The organism is Flavobacterium sp. FlaQc-52 (genome assembly GCF_044007495.1).
In the GTDB taxonomy this organism is placed as follows: Bacteria; Bacteroidota; Bacteroidia; order Flavobacteriales; family Flavobacteriaceae; genus Flavobacterium; species Flavobacterium cupriresistens.
Window position 1 is genome coordinate 202,198 of record NZ_JBIPCV010000002.1, and the last position, 16,964, is coordinate 219,161.

Sequence of the window (16,964 nt, forward strand, 5' to 3'; positions counted from 1 at the left end):
ATTAGATCTCACTTTTTTATTATGTACATCAAACTTCACATTTCACATATATCTAAACAATTTGTTTGATAAAAGCACTTGTTATCACTTGTGCAAACTCTTCGTTTAAACTTGCTAATGCGGTTTGATGAATTATTTCTGCTGAGAAATCTTCTCCGTTAATACCTTTTTTATTGAATGTTGCTGTTGCGTCCGAAACTAAATATACGGAGTAACCAAAGTTTCCGGCCATTCTTGTTGTTGTAGAAACACAATGATCGGTTGTTAGACCTACAATAACAAGGTTTTCTATTTTTGCAGCATCGAGTAACTCTTTTAAGTTAGTTCCGATAAAAGCGCTGTTTACATTCTTTTTGATGACGGTTTCGCCTTCAAGTGGTTTTACAACATCCTGAAATTCATTTCCCGGACTTGTCTCATTCAAAATTGAATTTGGATTAGAGGAACAATGTTGTACGTGAAAAATCGGTAAGTTTTTAGCTCTCCAGATTCCTAAAAGTTCGCCGGCTTTTTGTTCTGCAGTTACATTATTTCGGTCTCCTCCCCAATAAGTAATATCATCGAATCCTTTCTGAATATCAATTAAAATTAATGCCGGGTTATTAAGTTTTGTGCTACTCATATTTTGAAGTTTTAATTTCAGTTGGGTTTGTTTGTGGTGTCAATTATAAATTAGTACAAATACATTGTCATAAATAGAATGGTGTAAATCCAGAAATTATAAAGAAATGTGAAGCTAAGTCCATAGAAGATGCTTTTTGAATAACTTCCTTTACAAATTACTGATTTTTTAAAAACGAGTTTTAATGCGCTGAAAAAAATCCAATATAATATACCGATAAAATTTAAGATTGTAATCCATAAAATGGTTTCAAAAACCCAAAGAAGATAACTTGCAATTATGGATATAAGGAACCATAAAATTATGCTGACTATAATGCCCATTATTCCTTCTCCTATGTCGGGAATATCTCCATTACTGTCAAGAGCGGTATTTTTTTGAAAAAAAATATTATCCTGTTCTAATTCACCGAGATTGTCTTTCATTTTTTTTCCATTATACAAACCAATTGAAATAAAAAGAAAGAAGGCTAAAGATAGAATTGTTGTAGATAATAATGAGTTTTCAAATATTGACCTTTGATTTTGTAGCCCAATAATCCAAACAGATATAATTGTTAAAGGAATAATAATAAGAGTAATTATAAAAACATTTTTAGCGTTAATAATTTTATAATTACTCATATATAGAATTTTATTGTTATTGTAAACTGCGACCGAGACTGTAAACTACTCCGCCAGCCAATTCTTAAAATCAAAGAAATTCTGAGGCGCCACACCGTGACCAACAGGATATTCTTTATAAACAGCGGGAATATGTAATTTTTCTAAAATTGCAGGAGTTTTTCTTGCCCAGTCAATTGGGATAACCTGATCTACCGTTCCGTGAGAAGCAAATATTTTCAGGCTTTTGAAGTCGTTTTGCGCAAAACCTTCTTTAATAATTTCGTCATTAAAATAACCACTCATCGCAACTACTTTCTGAATCTTCTCCGGATAAGAAAGCGCTACGGCATAACTTAAAATCGACCCCTGACTGAACCCAATTAAAGTAACATTGTTAGCATCAATAGGATATGTAGCTACCAATTCATCAACAAAAGTAGCGATTAAATCACGAGAGGTTTTCGCCTGTTCGTTATCTGAAAATTTGTTCTGATCCGCATCAAAATTTATAGCGTACCAAGCATAAGCGCCATATTGTATGTCATAAGGTGCTCTAGCCGAAATAATGTAATAATGATCGGGTAATTCGGTTGCAAACGAAAACAAATCCGCTTCGTTGCTTCCATAACCATGTAATAAAAGTAAAACTGGATTTTTATCTAAAATAACTTTTGGTTCTTGTATTTTATATTCTAAAGATAGATTCATTTTTTTTAAGGTTCTAAGAGGCTAAGATTCTGAGGCTCTAAGTTTTTAATTGTGAAATGTAAGTTTTTGGTTTTCGGCTTCAACTTTGACAAAGATTGGAATTTGGAATTTTAAAAGTTTGGAATTTAATGTTAAGAAATGCTTTTAAACCATTTCTGGAAAAGCTCACCAACCAAAGGAATTGGTTTTGTATGTCCCTGAATAGCACTGAAAATGCCATAAGACCATAGAACAGAAATACAAATCCACATTGGGAAAGTGATAAAAAAGCTGTCAAAGTTGCTGATAATCGCTCCAAACGAAATAAAAGCTAAAGACAATCCCAAAGCCTGACGAATATGAAAAGAAGCAAAACTATTTTTATTTTCCGAGTTCATAGACATGGCAATTAGTACACCAACGATTAAAATATAGCTGGTAATTGCGGCCGTTTTTCCCTCTTCGATTGAATTATTCATTGTAATTATTTTGTGATAACGAGTTGATTTTGATTTAAAATGCCATAAACAGTACCTTTTGTTTCAGTTCCTAAGAAGGCAGAGTTTTTTGATTTTGAAAGGATGTTTTCTTTTGTGAAAGTTGAGTTACCTTCAGGAGAAAAGAAGGTGAAATTAGCTTTAGAACCTTCCACAATCGAATTATTTTCGATACCAAAAACAGCTTTTCCAAGAGTTAGTTTCTCGATAACAGTTTCCAAAGGCAGAACAGTAAGCAAAGCTCCGAAAGCACTTTCAAGTCCAATAGTACCATTTTTAGCCGTATCAAATTCCATTTTCTTAAATTCAATATCAATCGGATTATGGTCAGAAGTAATCATGTCAATAGTTCCGTCAAGAGCAGCATTTACAAGAGCAGCTCTGTCGCTTTCAGTTCTCAAAGGCGGCGTAACTTTATAACGGGTGTCAAACCCTTCCAGTTTTTCATCGTTTAAAACCAAATGATGCACAGAAGCGCTGCAAGTTACGTTAAGACCTTTAGCTTTGGCTTCTTTAATCAGGGCAGCCGATTTTGCTGTAGAAACAGTTGGAATATGTAATTTTCCACCGGTATATTCCAGTAAAAACAGATTTCTTGAAATTTGTAATTCTTCGGCTAAATTCGGAATTCCTTTCAATCCTAATTTGGTAGAAATGATTCCTTCATTTACAACACCAGTCCCTTTTAAGTTAACATCTTGCGAATATGCTACTACCAAACCATCAAAATCCTGTACATATTGTAAAGCGATTTTAAGCAAATTGGCATTGTCTAAGCTTTTGTTGTAATCTCCAAAAGCCACGGCACCCGATTTTTTCATGTCAAACAATTCTGCCATATCTTTTCCTTCGCTGGCTTTGGTTAAAGCGCCGATAGGAAAAAGTTCAGTAGCAAAACCATGGGCTTTACTTTTTACAAAATTAATTTGCGATTGATTGTCAATAATTGGGAAGGAGTTCGGTTGTAAGGCTACACCCGTAAAACCACTTTTGGCAGCAACAGTTAATCCGTTTGCAATGGTTTCTCTGTCTTCGTAACCAGGTTCTCCAAAAGAAACACTGCTGTCGAACCAGCCTTGTGAAAGGTGCAGGTTATCAAATTTTACTTCTTTAGTCTCTGTAGATTCAGGAAGTGAAGCTCCTATTTTTTCTATAATACCATCTGCAATTAAAAGATCAACGGTCTGGTTGTGAAACGGACTTTTGGAGTCGATAATTTTGGCGCTTCTGATGATTATTTTCATATGTAGATAAATTTATTTTGTACTGAAATCGTTTTTTAACCATTCTATTTGTCATTTCGACGAAGGAGAAATCGCATTCAATATTTCATGTAGTGTATTCTCAGTGCTTGTGTTTTTTCTTTCGATGAAACGAGGACTGAATTACTTTACAAATTTGATGATTGCCATTTCTAATGCTAAAAATAACAGTGCAAAGATAATAAACCATTTCCAAAGTTGGCTGTCAGTTCGCTCAGTTTGTAGGGTGTTAAAAATAGTAGAAACGGTATCGGCAGTTTTGAAATCTGAAACCACATTTGTATTGACCTGGCTTAAATCGCTTTCGCTTCGTTTGTAATTGAAACTCAGATTTTCTACCCAGTTTTTTTTGTCAAATACACTATTATTTCCCGCTGTTTCAGGGAAATCATTGAAAACTAATTTTACTTTATTGTTCAATATTTGCTGAATCGGAATAAAAGAATCATCGTTTCCTTTTACTTCCAAAATTGCATCTTTCGTCAAAAGAACATCAACAAAATAAGGTTGATTATTGCCAATGGTCAAAGCGTTAACTCCAGCTTTTTGATTGTTCTGTCCCATTTTGTAAAAAAGAGGTACAATTAACGGAGACTGCTGAAAGTTTGAATTCACAGCATTAATCGGTGCCGAAAAAACAGAGACTCCCGAAACCGGATTTTGAACCATGGTCAAAAACACGCTTTGGTCTTCATAAGATAAAACCGCCGGATATGGGCTAGAGATATCAAATGATTTGGACGTTTTCGGATATTGAAAATTAGTGATTTTATTTTCAAAAACACCCGAAAACAAAGGATGATCAAAGTTGATTTTGGTAATTAGTTTACTGGTATTTTGAAGATTTTTGAATTGAATTTTTCCAAAATTGCCTAAAAATGAATTTAGATTCGTAACCGAAGTTTTTTCAGATGGAATGATTACCAGATTACCGCCTTTTGCTACAAATGCTTTTAAGGTCGTTTGCAAAGCTTGTGGCACTTCTTCTAATTCATTTAAAATAATAGTATTTTGTTTGTCTAGACTATTATAGTCCAAACTACTAATCGAATAATTGTTGTAATTGAATTCGGTTGACGTATAGATTCGCGATAAAAAGTTGCTTTTTTCCGGTTCTCCGATACTAATTATATTCGTTTTTTTAGTTTTAGAAATACTAAAATAAAGCTTGTTATCGTAAGTCAAACCATGATCTTCGATCGTTACGTAACCATGAAAAGCTTCTTTTGGAATCGTAAAATTGATTTTCTTTTCCTTACTGTCAAAATTGATAATGGTTTTGGCAATTAATTTCTCCTGATTGTATAAAGCCATCGAAACAGGCTTGAAATCTTCACCATAAGCAGCTAAATTGACAGTGATTTCGTAAAAATTCTCTAAAGTCTGATTGATAAAAACGCTATCAATGGCCACATTGTTTTTTTGTTCGGCCTCGGGAATTATGAAATACGGTTTTTCTTCAAAATCAATGTTTTTTAACTCTTTTTCGGCCAGACCTACGGCATCTGTAATAATGACGATGTCTTTTTTATGAGCCGATTTATGCGCTTTTATTTTCGCCAGTATAGCCGAAAGTTCAAACGGAGTGGCACTGTAATTTAGATTTTGCAAAGCACCTTTGGATGATTTGATATCCGTATTCCAAAAGTTTTCGGTATTGGTAAGTAGGGAGAATTGTGCTGTTTCGGGCGTATTTTCAAGCAATTCCTGAACGGCACGTTTTAGTAATTCGCCTTTTTTTCCTTTGGCCTGCATACTAAACGAATTGTCCAAAACGATATACATTTCGTTTGAGGCATTTTTACTGTCTTTTGCTTCGAAAAAGGGCTGGGCAAAGGCAATAATAGCAAATGCCAACAGCAATAAACGGGTTGCCAGTAGCAATCGTTTTTTAATTTTTGAACTTTTTCGGGTTTGTATCGAAAGTTCTTTCAGGAAACGGACATTAGTAAAATAAGAGATTTTAAAGCGGCGTAATTGAAATAAATGTACCAAAATTGGAACAATCAACAGAAACAGAAAGTATAGAATTTCAGGGTGTTTAAAATGCATTCTGGCTTCGATTTACTTCACTACGTTTGATTTTTCATGAAGATGCTGGTCAAAAATACAAATTTGTTTTTTTATTTTAACCATATAAGTTATATAAGTTCATGTAAATACAGTGCATTGAAAATCAAGCGGGCTAAACTTAAATTAATCTAAGGTGGCGGCTGTAATGCTGTAAAAGTTCTTTAACACATAGAAACATAGCTTGTAGAAATCTTAATAAGTCATTTCGTTTAAAATAAATCAGAGATACCTGTGCGAATAAATCGCGATTTTCTTAAAACCACTTAGAACAATCCATTTTAAAACTATGTTTCTATGTGTTAAAAAGAAATACAACTTGTGCGAATTTATTCCAAAGCGTTAAGATAAAATGGGGACTATACGCAAAAGTAAAATGAACTTACATAACTTATATGGTTTAAAAGGAAATATAACTTTTGCGAATTCATTTGTAATAAAAATTAGATGCCCTAATTAGAATATTAAGTATTTTAGCCAGATTCAAAAAAAAAAAAATATGAAAAGAGTCTATATGTTGTTTTTTTCTGTGTTGACTTTTTCGGCTTCACAGGCTCAAAGCAAATTTAATTTGTTGGTTGGGACTTATACCAATACTTGTCAAAGTGACGGAATTTACGTTTACGAATTTGATTCTAATTCCGGAGATTTTAAGTTAAAGAGTTCTTCAGAAAATGTTTTGAGCCCAAGTTATTTGTCGGTTTCAGCGGACAACAAATTTGTTTATGCAGTAAATGAAAATGGAACTCAAAGTACAGTAAGCGCTTTTGGTTATGACTCAGCAAGCGGGAAACTTAATTTTCTGAATAAAAATGATGCTCTAGGAGCCGATCCCTGTCATCTGATTAATGATGAAAAAAACGTAATTATCGCCAATTATTCTGGTGGAAACATCGCTGTATTCAAAAAGAATCCTGACGGAAGTATTACAACAGGACAGCAATTAATTCAACATGAAGGAAAAGGAGTTAATCCTGTGCGTCAGGAAAAGGCACACGTACATATGGTTTGTTTCTCTCCCGATAAAAAATATGTTTTGTCTAATGATTTAGGCTTAGATAAAGTTTTTGTTTATAAATACAATCCGGATTCTAAAAACGAAATATTGACATTAAAAGAAAGTGTTCCTGTGAAAGCGGGAAGTGGTCCAAGACATTTAACTTTTAGCAAAGATGGCAAGTTTGTGTATCTAGTTCAGGAATTAGACGGAACACTAACTACTTTTTCTTTTGATAAAAATGGAAGTCTGAAAGTTATCGCAGAAACAAGTATTCTTGAAAAAGATTTTAAAGGAGGAACAGGAGCAGCAGCCATAAAAATTTCGCCTGACGGAAAGTTTTTATACGTGTCCGATCGTGTAGATGTTAACGCTATTTCCGTATATAAAATCCTTAAAAACGGAGGTCTTGAAAAAGTAGAGCAGGTAAGCACTTTAGGAAAAGGCCCAAGAGATTTTGCTATCGATCCAACTGGGAATTACCTTTTAGTAGGGCATCAATACACAAACACTATAGTTATTTTTAAAAGAGATAAAACAACAGGAAAACTGACAGATACAGGCAAGAAAATAGAATTGTGCTCGCCGGTTGGGTTGGTTTTTACTAAGATTTAGTTTTTTTGAAGGTTCTGAGGTACTGAGTTTCTAAGTGGCTAAGAATCGGAACTTAAAAAGCTTCAAATACAAGTTTAAACGATTAAACTTGTATTTGAAGCTTTTTTAATATTTTAAAACTTAGAACCTCAGTATATTAGTGTCTCAGAATCTCAAATGGAATATTTTAAAACTCAGAACCTCAGCAACTCAGTATCTCAGGACCTTCAGAAAAACTATTTATTCTTATCTTTCCTCTTCTTATCCCTAGTCTTCAACATATTTCTATTAACAGAACCATGCGTTTTCTTTTTGGTTTTTGAAGGACCTCCAAGATTGACTTTTTTATTCTTTTTATCTTTTTCGTGAAAAGCACCATCTCCCATAAGTTTTGGTTTTTTCGTTAAGAACTTAATGGGCTGACGGTCTTTTTCCGGCTCGATTAATTTCAAGGAAACTTCAACTTCTTCAGGGAAATCAGCGATTTCAAGTTCCTGATTCATCAAAACTTCAACTTCAACTTTAAATTCTTCTTCACGAGGAGTGATGAAACTAATTGCAGTTCCCGTTGCATCAGCACGACCGGTACGACCAATTCTGTGCATGTACAATTCAGGAAATTCCGGAAGTTCAAAGTTGATAACGTGCGAGATGTTCGAAATATCCAAACCTCTGGCCATAATATCGGTTGTGATCAATCCGCGTAGATTTCCTTCTTGAAATTCTGCCATCGTGCTCAAACGGTAATTTTGAGACTTGTTCGAGTGAATTACCCCAAACTGACCTTCAAAATCCTCTTCGATTCGGGTATGAAGCATATCCGAAATCTTTTTATTATTCACAAAAACCAAAACACGTTCCATGCTTTCGTTTGTTTCTAATAAATGTTTCAGTAAGTTAACTTTGGTATTAAAGTTCGGAACATTATAGGTAATCTGTGTAATTTTTTCAAGTGGAGTTCCTGAAGCGGCAAGTGTAACCTCTTCCGGAAAATCAAAAAAGTCATTCAAAACAGCATCAACTTCATCAGTCATTGTTGCAGAGAATAAAATGTTTTGACGTTTGGTTTTCATCATTGCCAAAAGTGCCGTTAATTGCGTACGGAACCCTAAGTTCAGCATTTCATCAAACTCATCGATTACTAATTTCTGAGTTTCATCAAAACGAACCACCGCGTCCAAAGCTAAATCCATAGTTCTTCCCGGAGTTCCGACTAAAATGTCGATTCCTTCATAAACTGCTTTTTTCTGCGTATTGATGTTTACTCCACCAAAGATTCCAAGTGTTTTAACCGACATGTATTTGGTTAATTTTTCGATTTCTTCTACCACTTGAACAACTAATTCACGTGTTGGAACCAGCACTACAATTTTAGGTGTATTGGTTGGTGTAAATTTGTATAATTTTAAAAGTGGCAACAAATAGGCAAATGTTTTACCCGTACCGGTTTGGGCAATTCCCATCATATCGCGACCTGACATAATCACAGAAAAAGTTTTTTCCTGAATAGGAGTAGGTTTAACAAAACCTAATTCGTCTATTGCTTTTTGAAGTGATTTTGGAAGATTGAATTGTTCGAAAGTGCTCATTTACATTAAATTTTGTGCAAAGGTACGTTAAAATAACGGTTTGATTGTTAGATTATTAGTTGATTCGAGAAATTTAGGTATTTAATTGGTTGATTATCAATGATTGTGTGCTTTAAAAAGAACGAATTCAAAGAATGTAACATTACATTTTATCGACTCTTTTTATCCCCATGTTCCTCAATATTGTCATTTCGACGTAAGGAGAAATCACACAAGCAGAGCACGCACTGTACGGAATATTGGATGTGATTTCTCATACTGCTAAAATGAACTTACATTACCCCACAACTTCTGTCATTTCGAAGAATGAGAAATCACACAAGAAACTCCGCACAGTTTGTCATCCTGAGGAGGCGTAATCAAGCGAGAAACTCCATACAGTTTGTCATCCTGAGGAACGAAGGATCTACGTTTGCTGAATCGACAGCACTGAGCTTCACTTTACGGAATTACTTGTGAAGATACTTCGTTCCTCAGTATGACAAAATTGGGAAAAATAGAAACGGAGCAGCTTGTGTGATTTCTCCTTGCGTCGAAATTGACAATCGAAACGTATTATTGTTACAGTTTAAGAAAAAAATCAACTAGATTAAGGGGTTTTGTTATTTGATTGTTAGTGAAATATATTACATTCACTTTTACCTCCATGTTCCCAATATTGTTCATTTCGGGCGAAGTCGAGAAATCACACAAGCTAAGCACGCACTGTACGGAATATTGGATGTGATTTCTCATACTTCGAAATGACAGAATTGTGACAACCTCGATACCAGTAAGCAGTATACTGAAATCTGTAAAATGTATTGTGTAGCTTGTTAATTACGAGATACGAGAAATCACACCAGAAACTCCGTACAGTTTATCATCCTGAGGAACGAAGGATCTCCGTTTGCTGAATCGATAGCGCTAAGCTTCACTTTACGGAATTACTTGTGTAGATACTTCGTTCCTCAGTATGACAAAATTGGGAAAAATAGAAACGGAGCAGTTTGTGTGATTTCTCCTTGCGTCGAAATTGACAATCGAAACGTATTATTGTTACAGTTTAAGGAAAAAATCAACTAGATTAGGGATTTTGTTATTTGATTGTTAGTGAAATATATTACATTCACTTTTATCCCCATGTTCCTCAATATTGTCATTTCGAGCGAAGTCGAGAAATCACACAAGCAGAGCACGCACTGTACGGAATATTGGATGTGATTTCTCATACTTCGAAATGACAGAATTGTGACAACCTCGATACCAGTAAGCAGTATGCTGAAATCTGTAAAATGTATTGTGTAGCTTGTCAATTACGAGATACGAGAAATTACACCAGAAACTCCGTACAGTTTGTCATCCTGAGGAACGAAGGATCTCCGTTTGCTGAATCGATAGCGCTGAGCTTCACTTTACGGAATTACTTGTGAAGATACTTCGTTCCTCAGTATGACAAAATTAGGGAAAATAGAAACGGAGCACCTTGTGTGATTTCTCCTTGCGTCGAAATTGACAATCGAAACGTATTATTGTAACAGTTTAAGAAAAAAATCAACTAGATTAGGGGTTTTGTTATTTGATTGTTAGTGAAATATATTACATTCACTTTTGCCTCCATGTTCCTCAATATTGTCATTTCGAGTGAAGTCGAGAAATCACACACGCTGAGCACGCACTGTACGGAATATTGGATGTGATTTCTCATACTTCGGATGACAGAATTGTGACAACCTCGATACCGGTAAGCAGTATACTGAAATCTGTAAAATGTATTGTGTAGCTTGTCAATTACGAGATACGAGAAATCGCAAAAGTAACTCCGTACAGTTTGTCATCCTGAGGAACGAAGGATCTTCGTTTGGTGAATCGATACCGTTGAGCTTCACTTTACGGAATTACTTGTGAAGATACTTCGCTCCTCAGTATGACAAAATTGGAGAAAATAGAAACGGATCAGCTTGTGTGATTTCTCGACTTCGCTCGAAATGACAATCGAGATGTATTTATAAAGGAGGAAGAAAACAAACTGACCATCACTATAGACAAAGGATAGAAATGCCTGTGTTAAATTTTGGTTAGGCAAAAGCAAGAAGGATAGACTTCGTATAAAAGTTTTTTGTAAGTTTGAACATTAAGGTTTCAAATGAAGGTTTATGGCAAAATCCTACCTTCACCAAACCGTAAAACGTTGCTAATAACCTTAACTTCTAAAAACCAAAAGAAACTAATAAATGGATAAGATTAATTTACTAATTATTGTGACTGTTATCTCCTTGTTTATTTCATTATTTCTTGCCTTTTTTCTGCTCACGGTTAAAACAAAACACAAGATTAGTAATTCTCTTTTTGCTTTTTTTTTAATATTATGCGCGATTGATTCTGGTTATCCTTTATTTGATTTAGTGAGTGACGGACCTTCAAATTTAGGAATGTTAAGAAATTTATTATGTTTCTTACAGCTCCCTGTTTTTTACCTTTATGTAATATCTGCTTGTTATTCGGATTTTAAATTCAAACCTAAATATATACTGCATTTGCTTCCTTTTTTTATTGCGAATGCCATTTTAATACCTCGTTTTTATAGTGTAGATCTCGCTTCTAAGATCAGTTTTCTTCAAAATTATCAAAATGAAATAGAGCTAAAGTTTAATCATACTCTGATACATGTTCAAATGGTGACCTACCTTGTTCTTGTTTTTATGATATTGAGAAAAGCTAAAAAACTATATCTTGAAAATTACGCGGGTACAAGTATTAAATCCTATAATTGGTTGTTTCAGTTTACGATTGTACTGACTGTTTTATATGCGGCTACCATTGTAAAAAACATTTTTAAATTTTCGGATTACCCCTATATTTCGGCAGGGATAAAAGTAGGACTACTGGCATTTCAGTTGGTTATTACCTGTTGGTATTTATTTAAAGCATTAAACAATCCTGGTTTATTTAGAAACATTGATTCGAAATTAAAACTGGTTTCGGATATTATTTTAGAAGAAAAAAAGAAGGAGCAGCCGGCTTTAAAGGAAAACGAATCAAATGAAGAATTAGTAAAATTGAGAAAGTATATGATCGAAGAAAAGCCATTCCTTAATCCTTCGCTTACGATTCAAGATGTTTCTAAGGGGATTGAAATTCCTGTTCGCGATTTGTCTCTTCTGATTAATCATAAACTAGAGCAACATTTTTATGATTTTGTCAATACCTATCGTATTGAAAATGCTATGGAAATTTTAAAAGATGTTACAAAAAGTAAGGTAACTGTTTTAGAAATTCTGTACGATGTAGGGTTTAATTCAAAATCTTCTTTTAATACCGCTTTCAAAAAACACACGGGAAGTACACCTACTGATTATCGTAAAAGTTTGTAAAATAGTATTTTGTAATGATTCGTACTTGTGTTTTTATCTACTCGTACTTATTTTTTGAAACAAATGCGTCCGACTGTTTTTATTCGGTCGCATAAGAATACTTACATCCACATCTTTGTATCGAAATAAATTTTTAACCCAAAACACGATACAATGAAAAGTACTATTTTTTTACTATTTTTTGCAATTATAATCTCGAACGCTCAAACAAGTAATAAAACATTGTCTCAAAAAAGAGACTATAGTTTTCTTACGGACAGTTTGAAAATGGACCAACAGTTAGAAAAATACAAATTGGCCGGATTTAGTCTGGTTGTTTTTGAAAATTATCAAATTGTGTACTCCAATCAATTCGGTGTGAAATCGGTAGATTCTAAAGAGAAGATCAATGAAAATACAGCTTTTTCTACCGGATCAATTTCTAAATCAGTAACAGCGCTACTTTGTCATATCCTTGACGAAAAAGGATTAATTAACCTCAATGATCCAATTGACAAGTATTTGAAGCGTTGGCATTTGCCAAAAAGTAAGTTTACGGAAAACAACAGTCCAACCTGGAAACAGTTTTTGAATCATACCGCCGGTACCAGTCAAGGTGGATTTGCAGATCATTATCAAGGCGATACTATTCCAACAATAAAACAAAGTCTTTTAGGGCAGATACCAAGATATGATAAAGAAATTGAATTTTTGTTTACTCCGGGAACGGGTTGGTCGTACAGCGGTGGAGGATATGTAATTGTACAAATGGCACTGGAAGACACTTTAAACAAATCTATAGCGGCACTTGCTCAGGAATATATCTTTTCGCCTCTGGGGATGAAAAATACAACCATGATTCAGCCCAATGAAAAAGGATTTCTAACCAATGTAGCTCTTGCGCACGATAAAGAGGAGAAAGTGATCAGAACTGGTTTGCCAATCACGCCGCAAGTTGGAGCATCAGGAATGTGGTCAACACCGACAGATTTAGCTAAACTTTCGTTTGAAATGCAAAATGCCTTACGCAATAAAAACAACAAAGTGATTTCTCATAGCGTGGCTGAAAAAATAGCAGAAGTAGCTGCTTTAAAGAATGCTGTAGGAGGCTGGAGTAGCGGATGGCAAAGATCTTTTAGTTATAATAACTATGATTGGTTGTCATGCAATGGCTCTAATACCGGAGTGGGAGGCAGTGTTTTTGCTACAATGACCGATGGAAATGGCTTTGCTTTTCTTGCTAACGGCGAAAAACAGAACCGAATTCCTGTGATAAAACATACGCAAATGAAAATTCTGAAATTGATGAACTGGAATAAAAAAGTAGCGATTGACGAGGTTCAGGATATCCCCTTAGCTCTAAGAGAGAAATTAATCGGAACTTACGACGATTTCCTTTACGGAATGGGAGGAGAAACAAAAATAACAGAAAAGAATAATCGTCTTTATATAGAATCTGTAATGTTGGGCCATTTCATGGAGAGCAATGATATTGAATTAATCTATCTTAAAAACGGATTGTTTAAAATTGCAGATTACCCGAACTTGTTAAAATTTGATTACAGTGATGGAAAACTAAGTTCTGTAATCTTAACAAGAGGTAATTTGAATGCTAAAGTTCAAATAGTTGCAAAAGGAAAATAGCTAGTGGTTTGATGCCAATTTGGGATCAAGTCCCAAAGTTGTGGGGAAATAAAAATCTCGCAGAGTCGCAAAATCGCAAAGTTTTAATGAAAAAACAGAAAAAAAACTTTGCGACTTGGCGTCTTTGCGAGATCGTCAAAGCGAGAAGTTGGAAAATTAGGTACTTAAAAAGCTGTGGCGAAAAAGTATAAGATCTGTTACTTCTAACAAAAGAAATTTCTAAAAATTATTCCACAACTTTTTAACTTGATTCGAAATTACAGAACTATAAGATATTTGTTCCTCCACAACAATATGTCTTGATCCCTAATTTGTTCGCAAGAAGGATAAGAATTTCATATAAAAAAAGCTCCACTAATGGAGCTTTGGTTTTTTTAAAGACCTTTCAGATTAAGAATTCTGTCTTTCGACCTGTCAAATTCTTTATCCTGTCTTTGTTTAAGCAAAGGTAAGTGTTTTTTTTATTTGTGTAAATAAAATCAATTGTATTAATCTATTAGAATATTCCGCTTTATAGTTTATAGTTATTTTCTGTCAAAAGTGTGTAGTTTTTTAAGAACCCTTTTTACAAATTGCAAAAGAATAGTTTTGTCATGATGTAACTGGATAATATATTGTCCTTCTCTAATATGAAAGCCTTTATGTTTCATGGCGGTCCAGACCGTTACTTCATAAGTATCAACATCGAGAAAATGATATTCGAGAGCAACATTTAAAAAATGCTCTTCATTATCAACATGATTTTGAATAACTATTCTAGTGCTTTGCGGCGGTGCAAATGGTGGAAAATTAACAATTTTGCCATATTTAAGTGAATAATTAATGACGTGATTAAAAGTGTCTCTTATAAGCTCTAAAATTGCTTCAAGCTCAATTCCTTCTCGAACTCCATTATCATCACCTTGTTGTACTCTAATAGTATAGTGTTTATCTGCCCATACATCTGAGTTGAATTTATGCGGACTCAATAGTACCTGTCGGGCATTTTTTGAACAGCAATTTTCAGAATATGCTTCAAGGTTAACAATTGATTCGGTGATAATAGATTTTATTCTCGGTCTTTCTCCAGCCATCTGTTATTTTTCTAAGCTACAATATTAGCAATTAATTTGATTAATTGTAAGAAAATACGTAAAATAATTAAAGCTTATATTTATTTAGCAAGATAGGGATAGCAGTAATATAGTCTCGACATGTTTTATTTGGCAAAAAAATACTTGTAGTCAAGCAAAAAACATTAAAATCTATTTGAACTAAAATAATTGTGAAATCAGTGTTTATGCACAGGAGTTGATGAGGATTAGAATCTTTTAAAACCCTTCAAAAACGCCTAATCCAAAAAGAGCAAAATCATATTTTACAGGATCTTTAGGATCCATTTTTCGGAGTTTAAGATCTAATTCAGTCAAAGCCTTTCCGTCGTTTTGTTTTCGGGTTAAAATGCCCAATTTACGGGCAACATTACCGGAATGCACATCTAGTGGACAAGATAAAGCGGCTGGCGAAATGCTTTTCCAGATACCTAAATCGACTCCTTTTGAGTCCTGACGCACCATCCAGCGCAAATACATATTGATTCTTTTGGCTGCCGAATTGTTTAAAGGGTCTGAAATATGTTTTTGCGTTCGCGGTAAATGATCAATTTCAAAAAAGACTTTTTTAAACTCATGTATGCTTTTCTGCAAACTGTCTTTTTCTTGATTTTTAGCAAAAACAGCTTCTAAGCCGTTGTGGTTTTTATAAATGTTTTGCAATCCTTTTACAAAGCCTGTAAAATCTTTCCCGTTGAAAGTTCGATGCACAAAATTTTCTAATCTTTCTAAATCTTCATCCGTATGGGACATAACAAAATCGTAAGGAGTATTCCCCATCAATTCCATCATGGTATGTGAATTTTTGATAATCATTTTGCGATTTCCCCAAGCTATGGTTGCACTCAGAAAACCAGCAATTTCGATGTCTTCTTTCTGCGTAAACAAATGCGGAATCTGCACCGGATCACTTTCAATAAAATCGAGATTATTGTATTGAATGACTTTTTCGTCGAGAAATTCTTTGAGTTCTTTTTGGGTCATGATAAAATGAAAGTTCTTGGAGGTTTGTGTTTTTTTGTTCTTAGTCTAAAGCTTATGCCTACAATTTATAACTCGACATCATTAAGTTGAAGATTGTCAAAAAAAGTCTCATACAGATTTTAGTGGATTGAAATTAAAAAAATCCGTAGAATCTGCAAAATCCGCAAAATCTGCGTGAAAAGACAGCTTAATTTAGTAACATTGAGCTTATAGCTTAAAGTGACTAATTACTAATTAAACCATCAACCATTATTAGTTTCCTGTCGGCCATATTGGCTAATTCTTCGTTATGAGTGACGATTACGAAAGTTTGGCCAAATTCATCACGAAGCTGAAAAAACAATTGATGTAAGTTTTCGGCAGAATGAGTATCCAGATTTCCTGAGGGCTCGTCGGCAAAAATCACATCGGGTTTGTTGATTAAAGCTCTTGCAACGGCGACGCGTTGTTGTTCACCGCCTGAAAGTTCGCCTGGTTTATGATTAATTCGGTGAGATAATCCTAAGTAGTCTAAAAGTTTCTTTGCTGCTGCTTCTGTTTCCGCGGGTTTTTTACCTGCAATGTAAGCGGGAATACACACGTTTTCTAAGGCTGTAAATTCAGGTAAAAGTTGATGAAATTGAAAAATAAAACCAAAATTCAGGTTTCTGAATTTGGATAATGTTTTATCGTTAAGCCCTAAAATATTCTCTCCATTTATGATTAATGAAGTTTCATCCGTTGACTTTGAAGGTTTATCAAGAGTTCCTAAAATTTGCAAAAGCGTTGTTTTTCCGGCTCCTGAAGCTCCAACGATGGAAACAATTTCACCTTTTTTAATATGCAGATCCACTCCTTTTAAAACCTCAAGCTGATCGTAGAACTTATGTATATTTTTTGCGTGTATCATGATGAAACTGTTTTTACAAAGAAACAAAGATTCTGTCGATATTAAAATGGGTTGTAACAGAATTTTGGGAACAATATTTGATTAATGGGTTTCTGGTGGTT

The 16,964-nt window shown here is 34.2% G+C and carries 13 protein-coding genes; 3 read left to right on the forward strand and 10 right to left on the reverse strand.

The window, feature by feature from the left end; all coding sequences use genetic code 11:
* Positions 1-52: 52 nt before the first annotated feature.
* The 6 genes from ACHRV5_RS04610 to ACHRV5_RS04635 form a co-directional block, all read right to left on the reverse strand.
* Positions 53-622 carry a cysteine hydrolase family protein gene (locus ACHRV5_RS04610; RefSeq protein ID WP_395425942.1) on the reverse strand — a complete coding sequence of 190 codons (570 nt, stop codon included), beginning with the start codon at positions 620-622 and terminating at the stop codon, positions 53-55.
* 50 nt (positions 623-672) lie between these two features.
* Positions 673-1,245, reverse strand: a complete 573-nt coding sequence (locus tag ACHRV5_RS04615; RefSeq protein ID WP_395425943.1) for a hypothetical protein — start codon at positions 1,243-1,245, stop codon at positions 673-675.
* A gap of 45 nt (positions 1,246-1,290) precedes the next feature.
* Positions 1,291-1,935, reverse strand: a complete 645-nt coding sequence (locus ACHRV5_RS04620; RefSeq protein WP_395425944.1) for an alpha/beta hydrolase — start codon at positions 1,933-1,935, stop codon at positions 1,291-1,293.
* Positions 1,936-2,066: 131 nt separating this feature from the next.
* Positions 2,067-2,393, reverse strand: a complete 327-nt coding sequence (locus ACHRV5_RS04625; RefSeq protein ID WP_047778756.1) for a hypothetical protein — start codon at positions 2,391-2,393, stop codon at positions 2,067-2,069.
* A 5-nt stretch (positions 2,394-2,398) separates the two neighbouring features.
* Positions 2,399-3,655 (reverse strand): dihydroorotase family protein, encoded by a 1,257-nt coding sequence (locus ACHRV5_RS04630; protein ID WP_395425945.1) that lies wholly within the window; start codon positions 3,653-3,655, stop codon positions 2,399-2,401.
* A gap of 141 nt (positions 3,656-3,796) precedes the next feature.
* Positions 3,797-5,725 carry a BatA domain-containing protein gene (locus ACHRV5_RS04635; RefSeq protein WP_395425946.1) on the reverse strand — a complete coding sequence of 643 codons (1,929 nt, stop codon included), beginning with the start codon at positions 5,723-5,725 and terminating at the stop codon, positions 3,797-3,799.
* A gap of 517 nt (positions 5,726-6,242) precedes the next feature.
* Here ACHRV5_RS04635 and ACHRV5_RS04640 point away from each other — a divergent pair.
* Positions 6,243-7,355: a lactonase family protein gene (locus ACHRV5_RS04640; RefSeq protein ID WP_395425947.1), complete on the forward strand. Its 1,113-nt coding sequence runs from the start codon at positions 6,243-6,245 to the stop codon at positions 7,353-7,355.
* Between the two features lie 215 nt (positions 7,356-7,570).
* Here the strand turns inward: ACHRV5_RS04640 and ACHRV5_RS04645 are convergent, their stop codons facing one another.
* On the reverse strand, positions 7,571-8,923 hold the full coding sequence (locus ACHRV5_RS04645) for a DEAD/DEAH box helicase (protein ID WP_395425948.1): 1,353 nt from the start codon (positions 8,921-8,923) through the stop codon (positions 7,571-7,573).
* Positions 8,924-11,604: 2,681 nt separating this feature from the next.
* Between ACHRV5_RS04645 and ACHRV5_RS04650 the strand changes: the two genes are divergently transcribed.
* Both ACHRV5_RS04650 and ACHRV5_RS04655 read left to right on the forward strand, forming a co-directional pair.
* Entirely contained in the window at positions 11,605-12,276 is a 672-nt protein-coding gene (locus ACHRV5_RS04650; protein ID WP_395425949.1) for a helix-turn-helix domain-containing protein, read from the forward strand.
* A 153-nt stretch (positions 12,277-12,429) separates the two neighbouring features.
* Positions 12,430-13,899 (forward strand): serine hydrolase domain-containing protein, encoded by a 1,470-nt coding sequence (locus tag ACHRV5_RS04655; protein WP_395425950.1) that lies wholly within the window; start codon positions 12,430-12,432, stop codon positions 13,897-13,899.
* A 524-nt stretch (positions 13,900-14,423) separates the two neighbouring features.
* On the opposite strand, the gene ACHRV5_RS04660 is transcribed toward ACHRV5_RS04655, so the two are convergent.
* From ACHRV5_RS04660 to ACHRV5_RS04670, 3 genes are all read right to left on the reverse strand, one after another.
* Positions 14,424-14,972 carry a hypothetical protein gene (locus ACHRV5_RS04660; RefSeq protein WP_047776284.1) on the reverse strand — a complete coding sequence of 183 codons (549 nt, stop codon included), beginning with the start codon at positions 14,970-14,972 and terminating at the stop codon, positions 14,424-14,426.
* A gap of 237 nt (positions 14,973-15,209) precedes the next feature.
* Complete coding sequence (locus tag ACHRV5_RS04665; RefSeq protein WP_395425951.1) at positions 15,210-15,974, reverse strand: TIGR02757 family protein; 765 nt, start codon at positions 15,972-15,974, stop codon at positions 15,210-15,212.
* Between the two features lie 223 nt (positions 15,975-16,197).
* A complete protein-coding gene (locus ACHRV5_RS04670; RefSeq protein ID WP_395425952.1) occupies positions 16,198-16,863 on the reverse strand; it encodes an ABC transporter ATP-binding protein in 666 nt (221 codons plus the stop codon).
* Positions 16,864-16,964 lie beyond the last annotated feature (101 nt).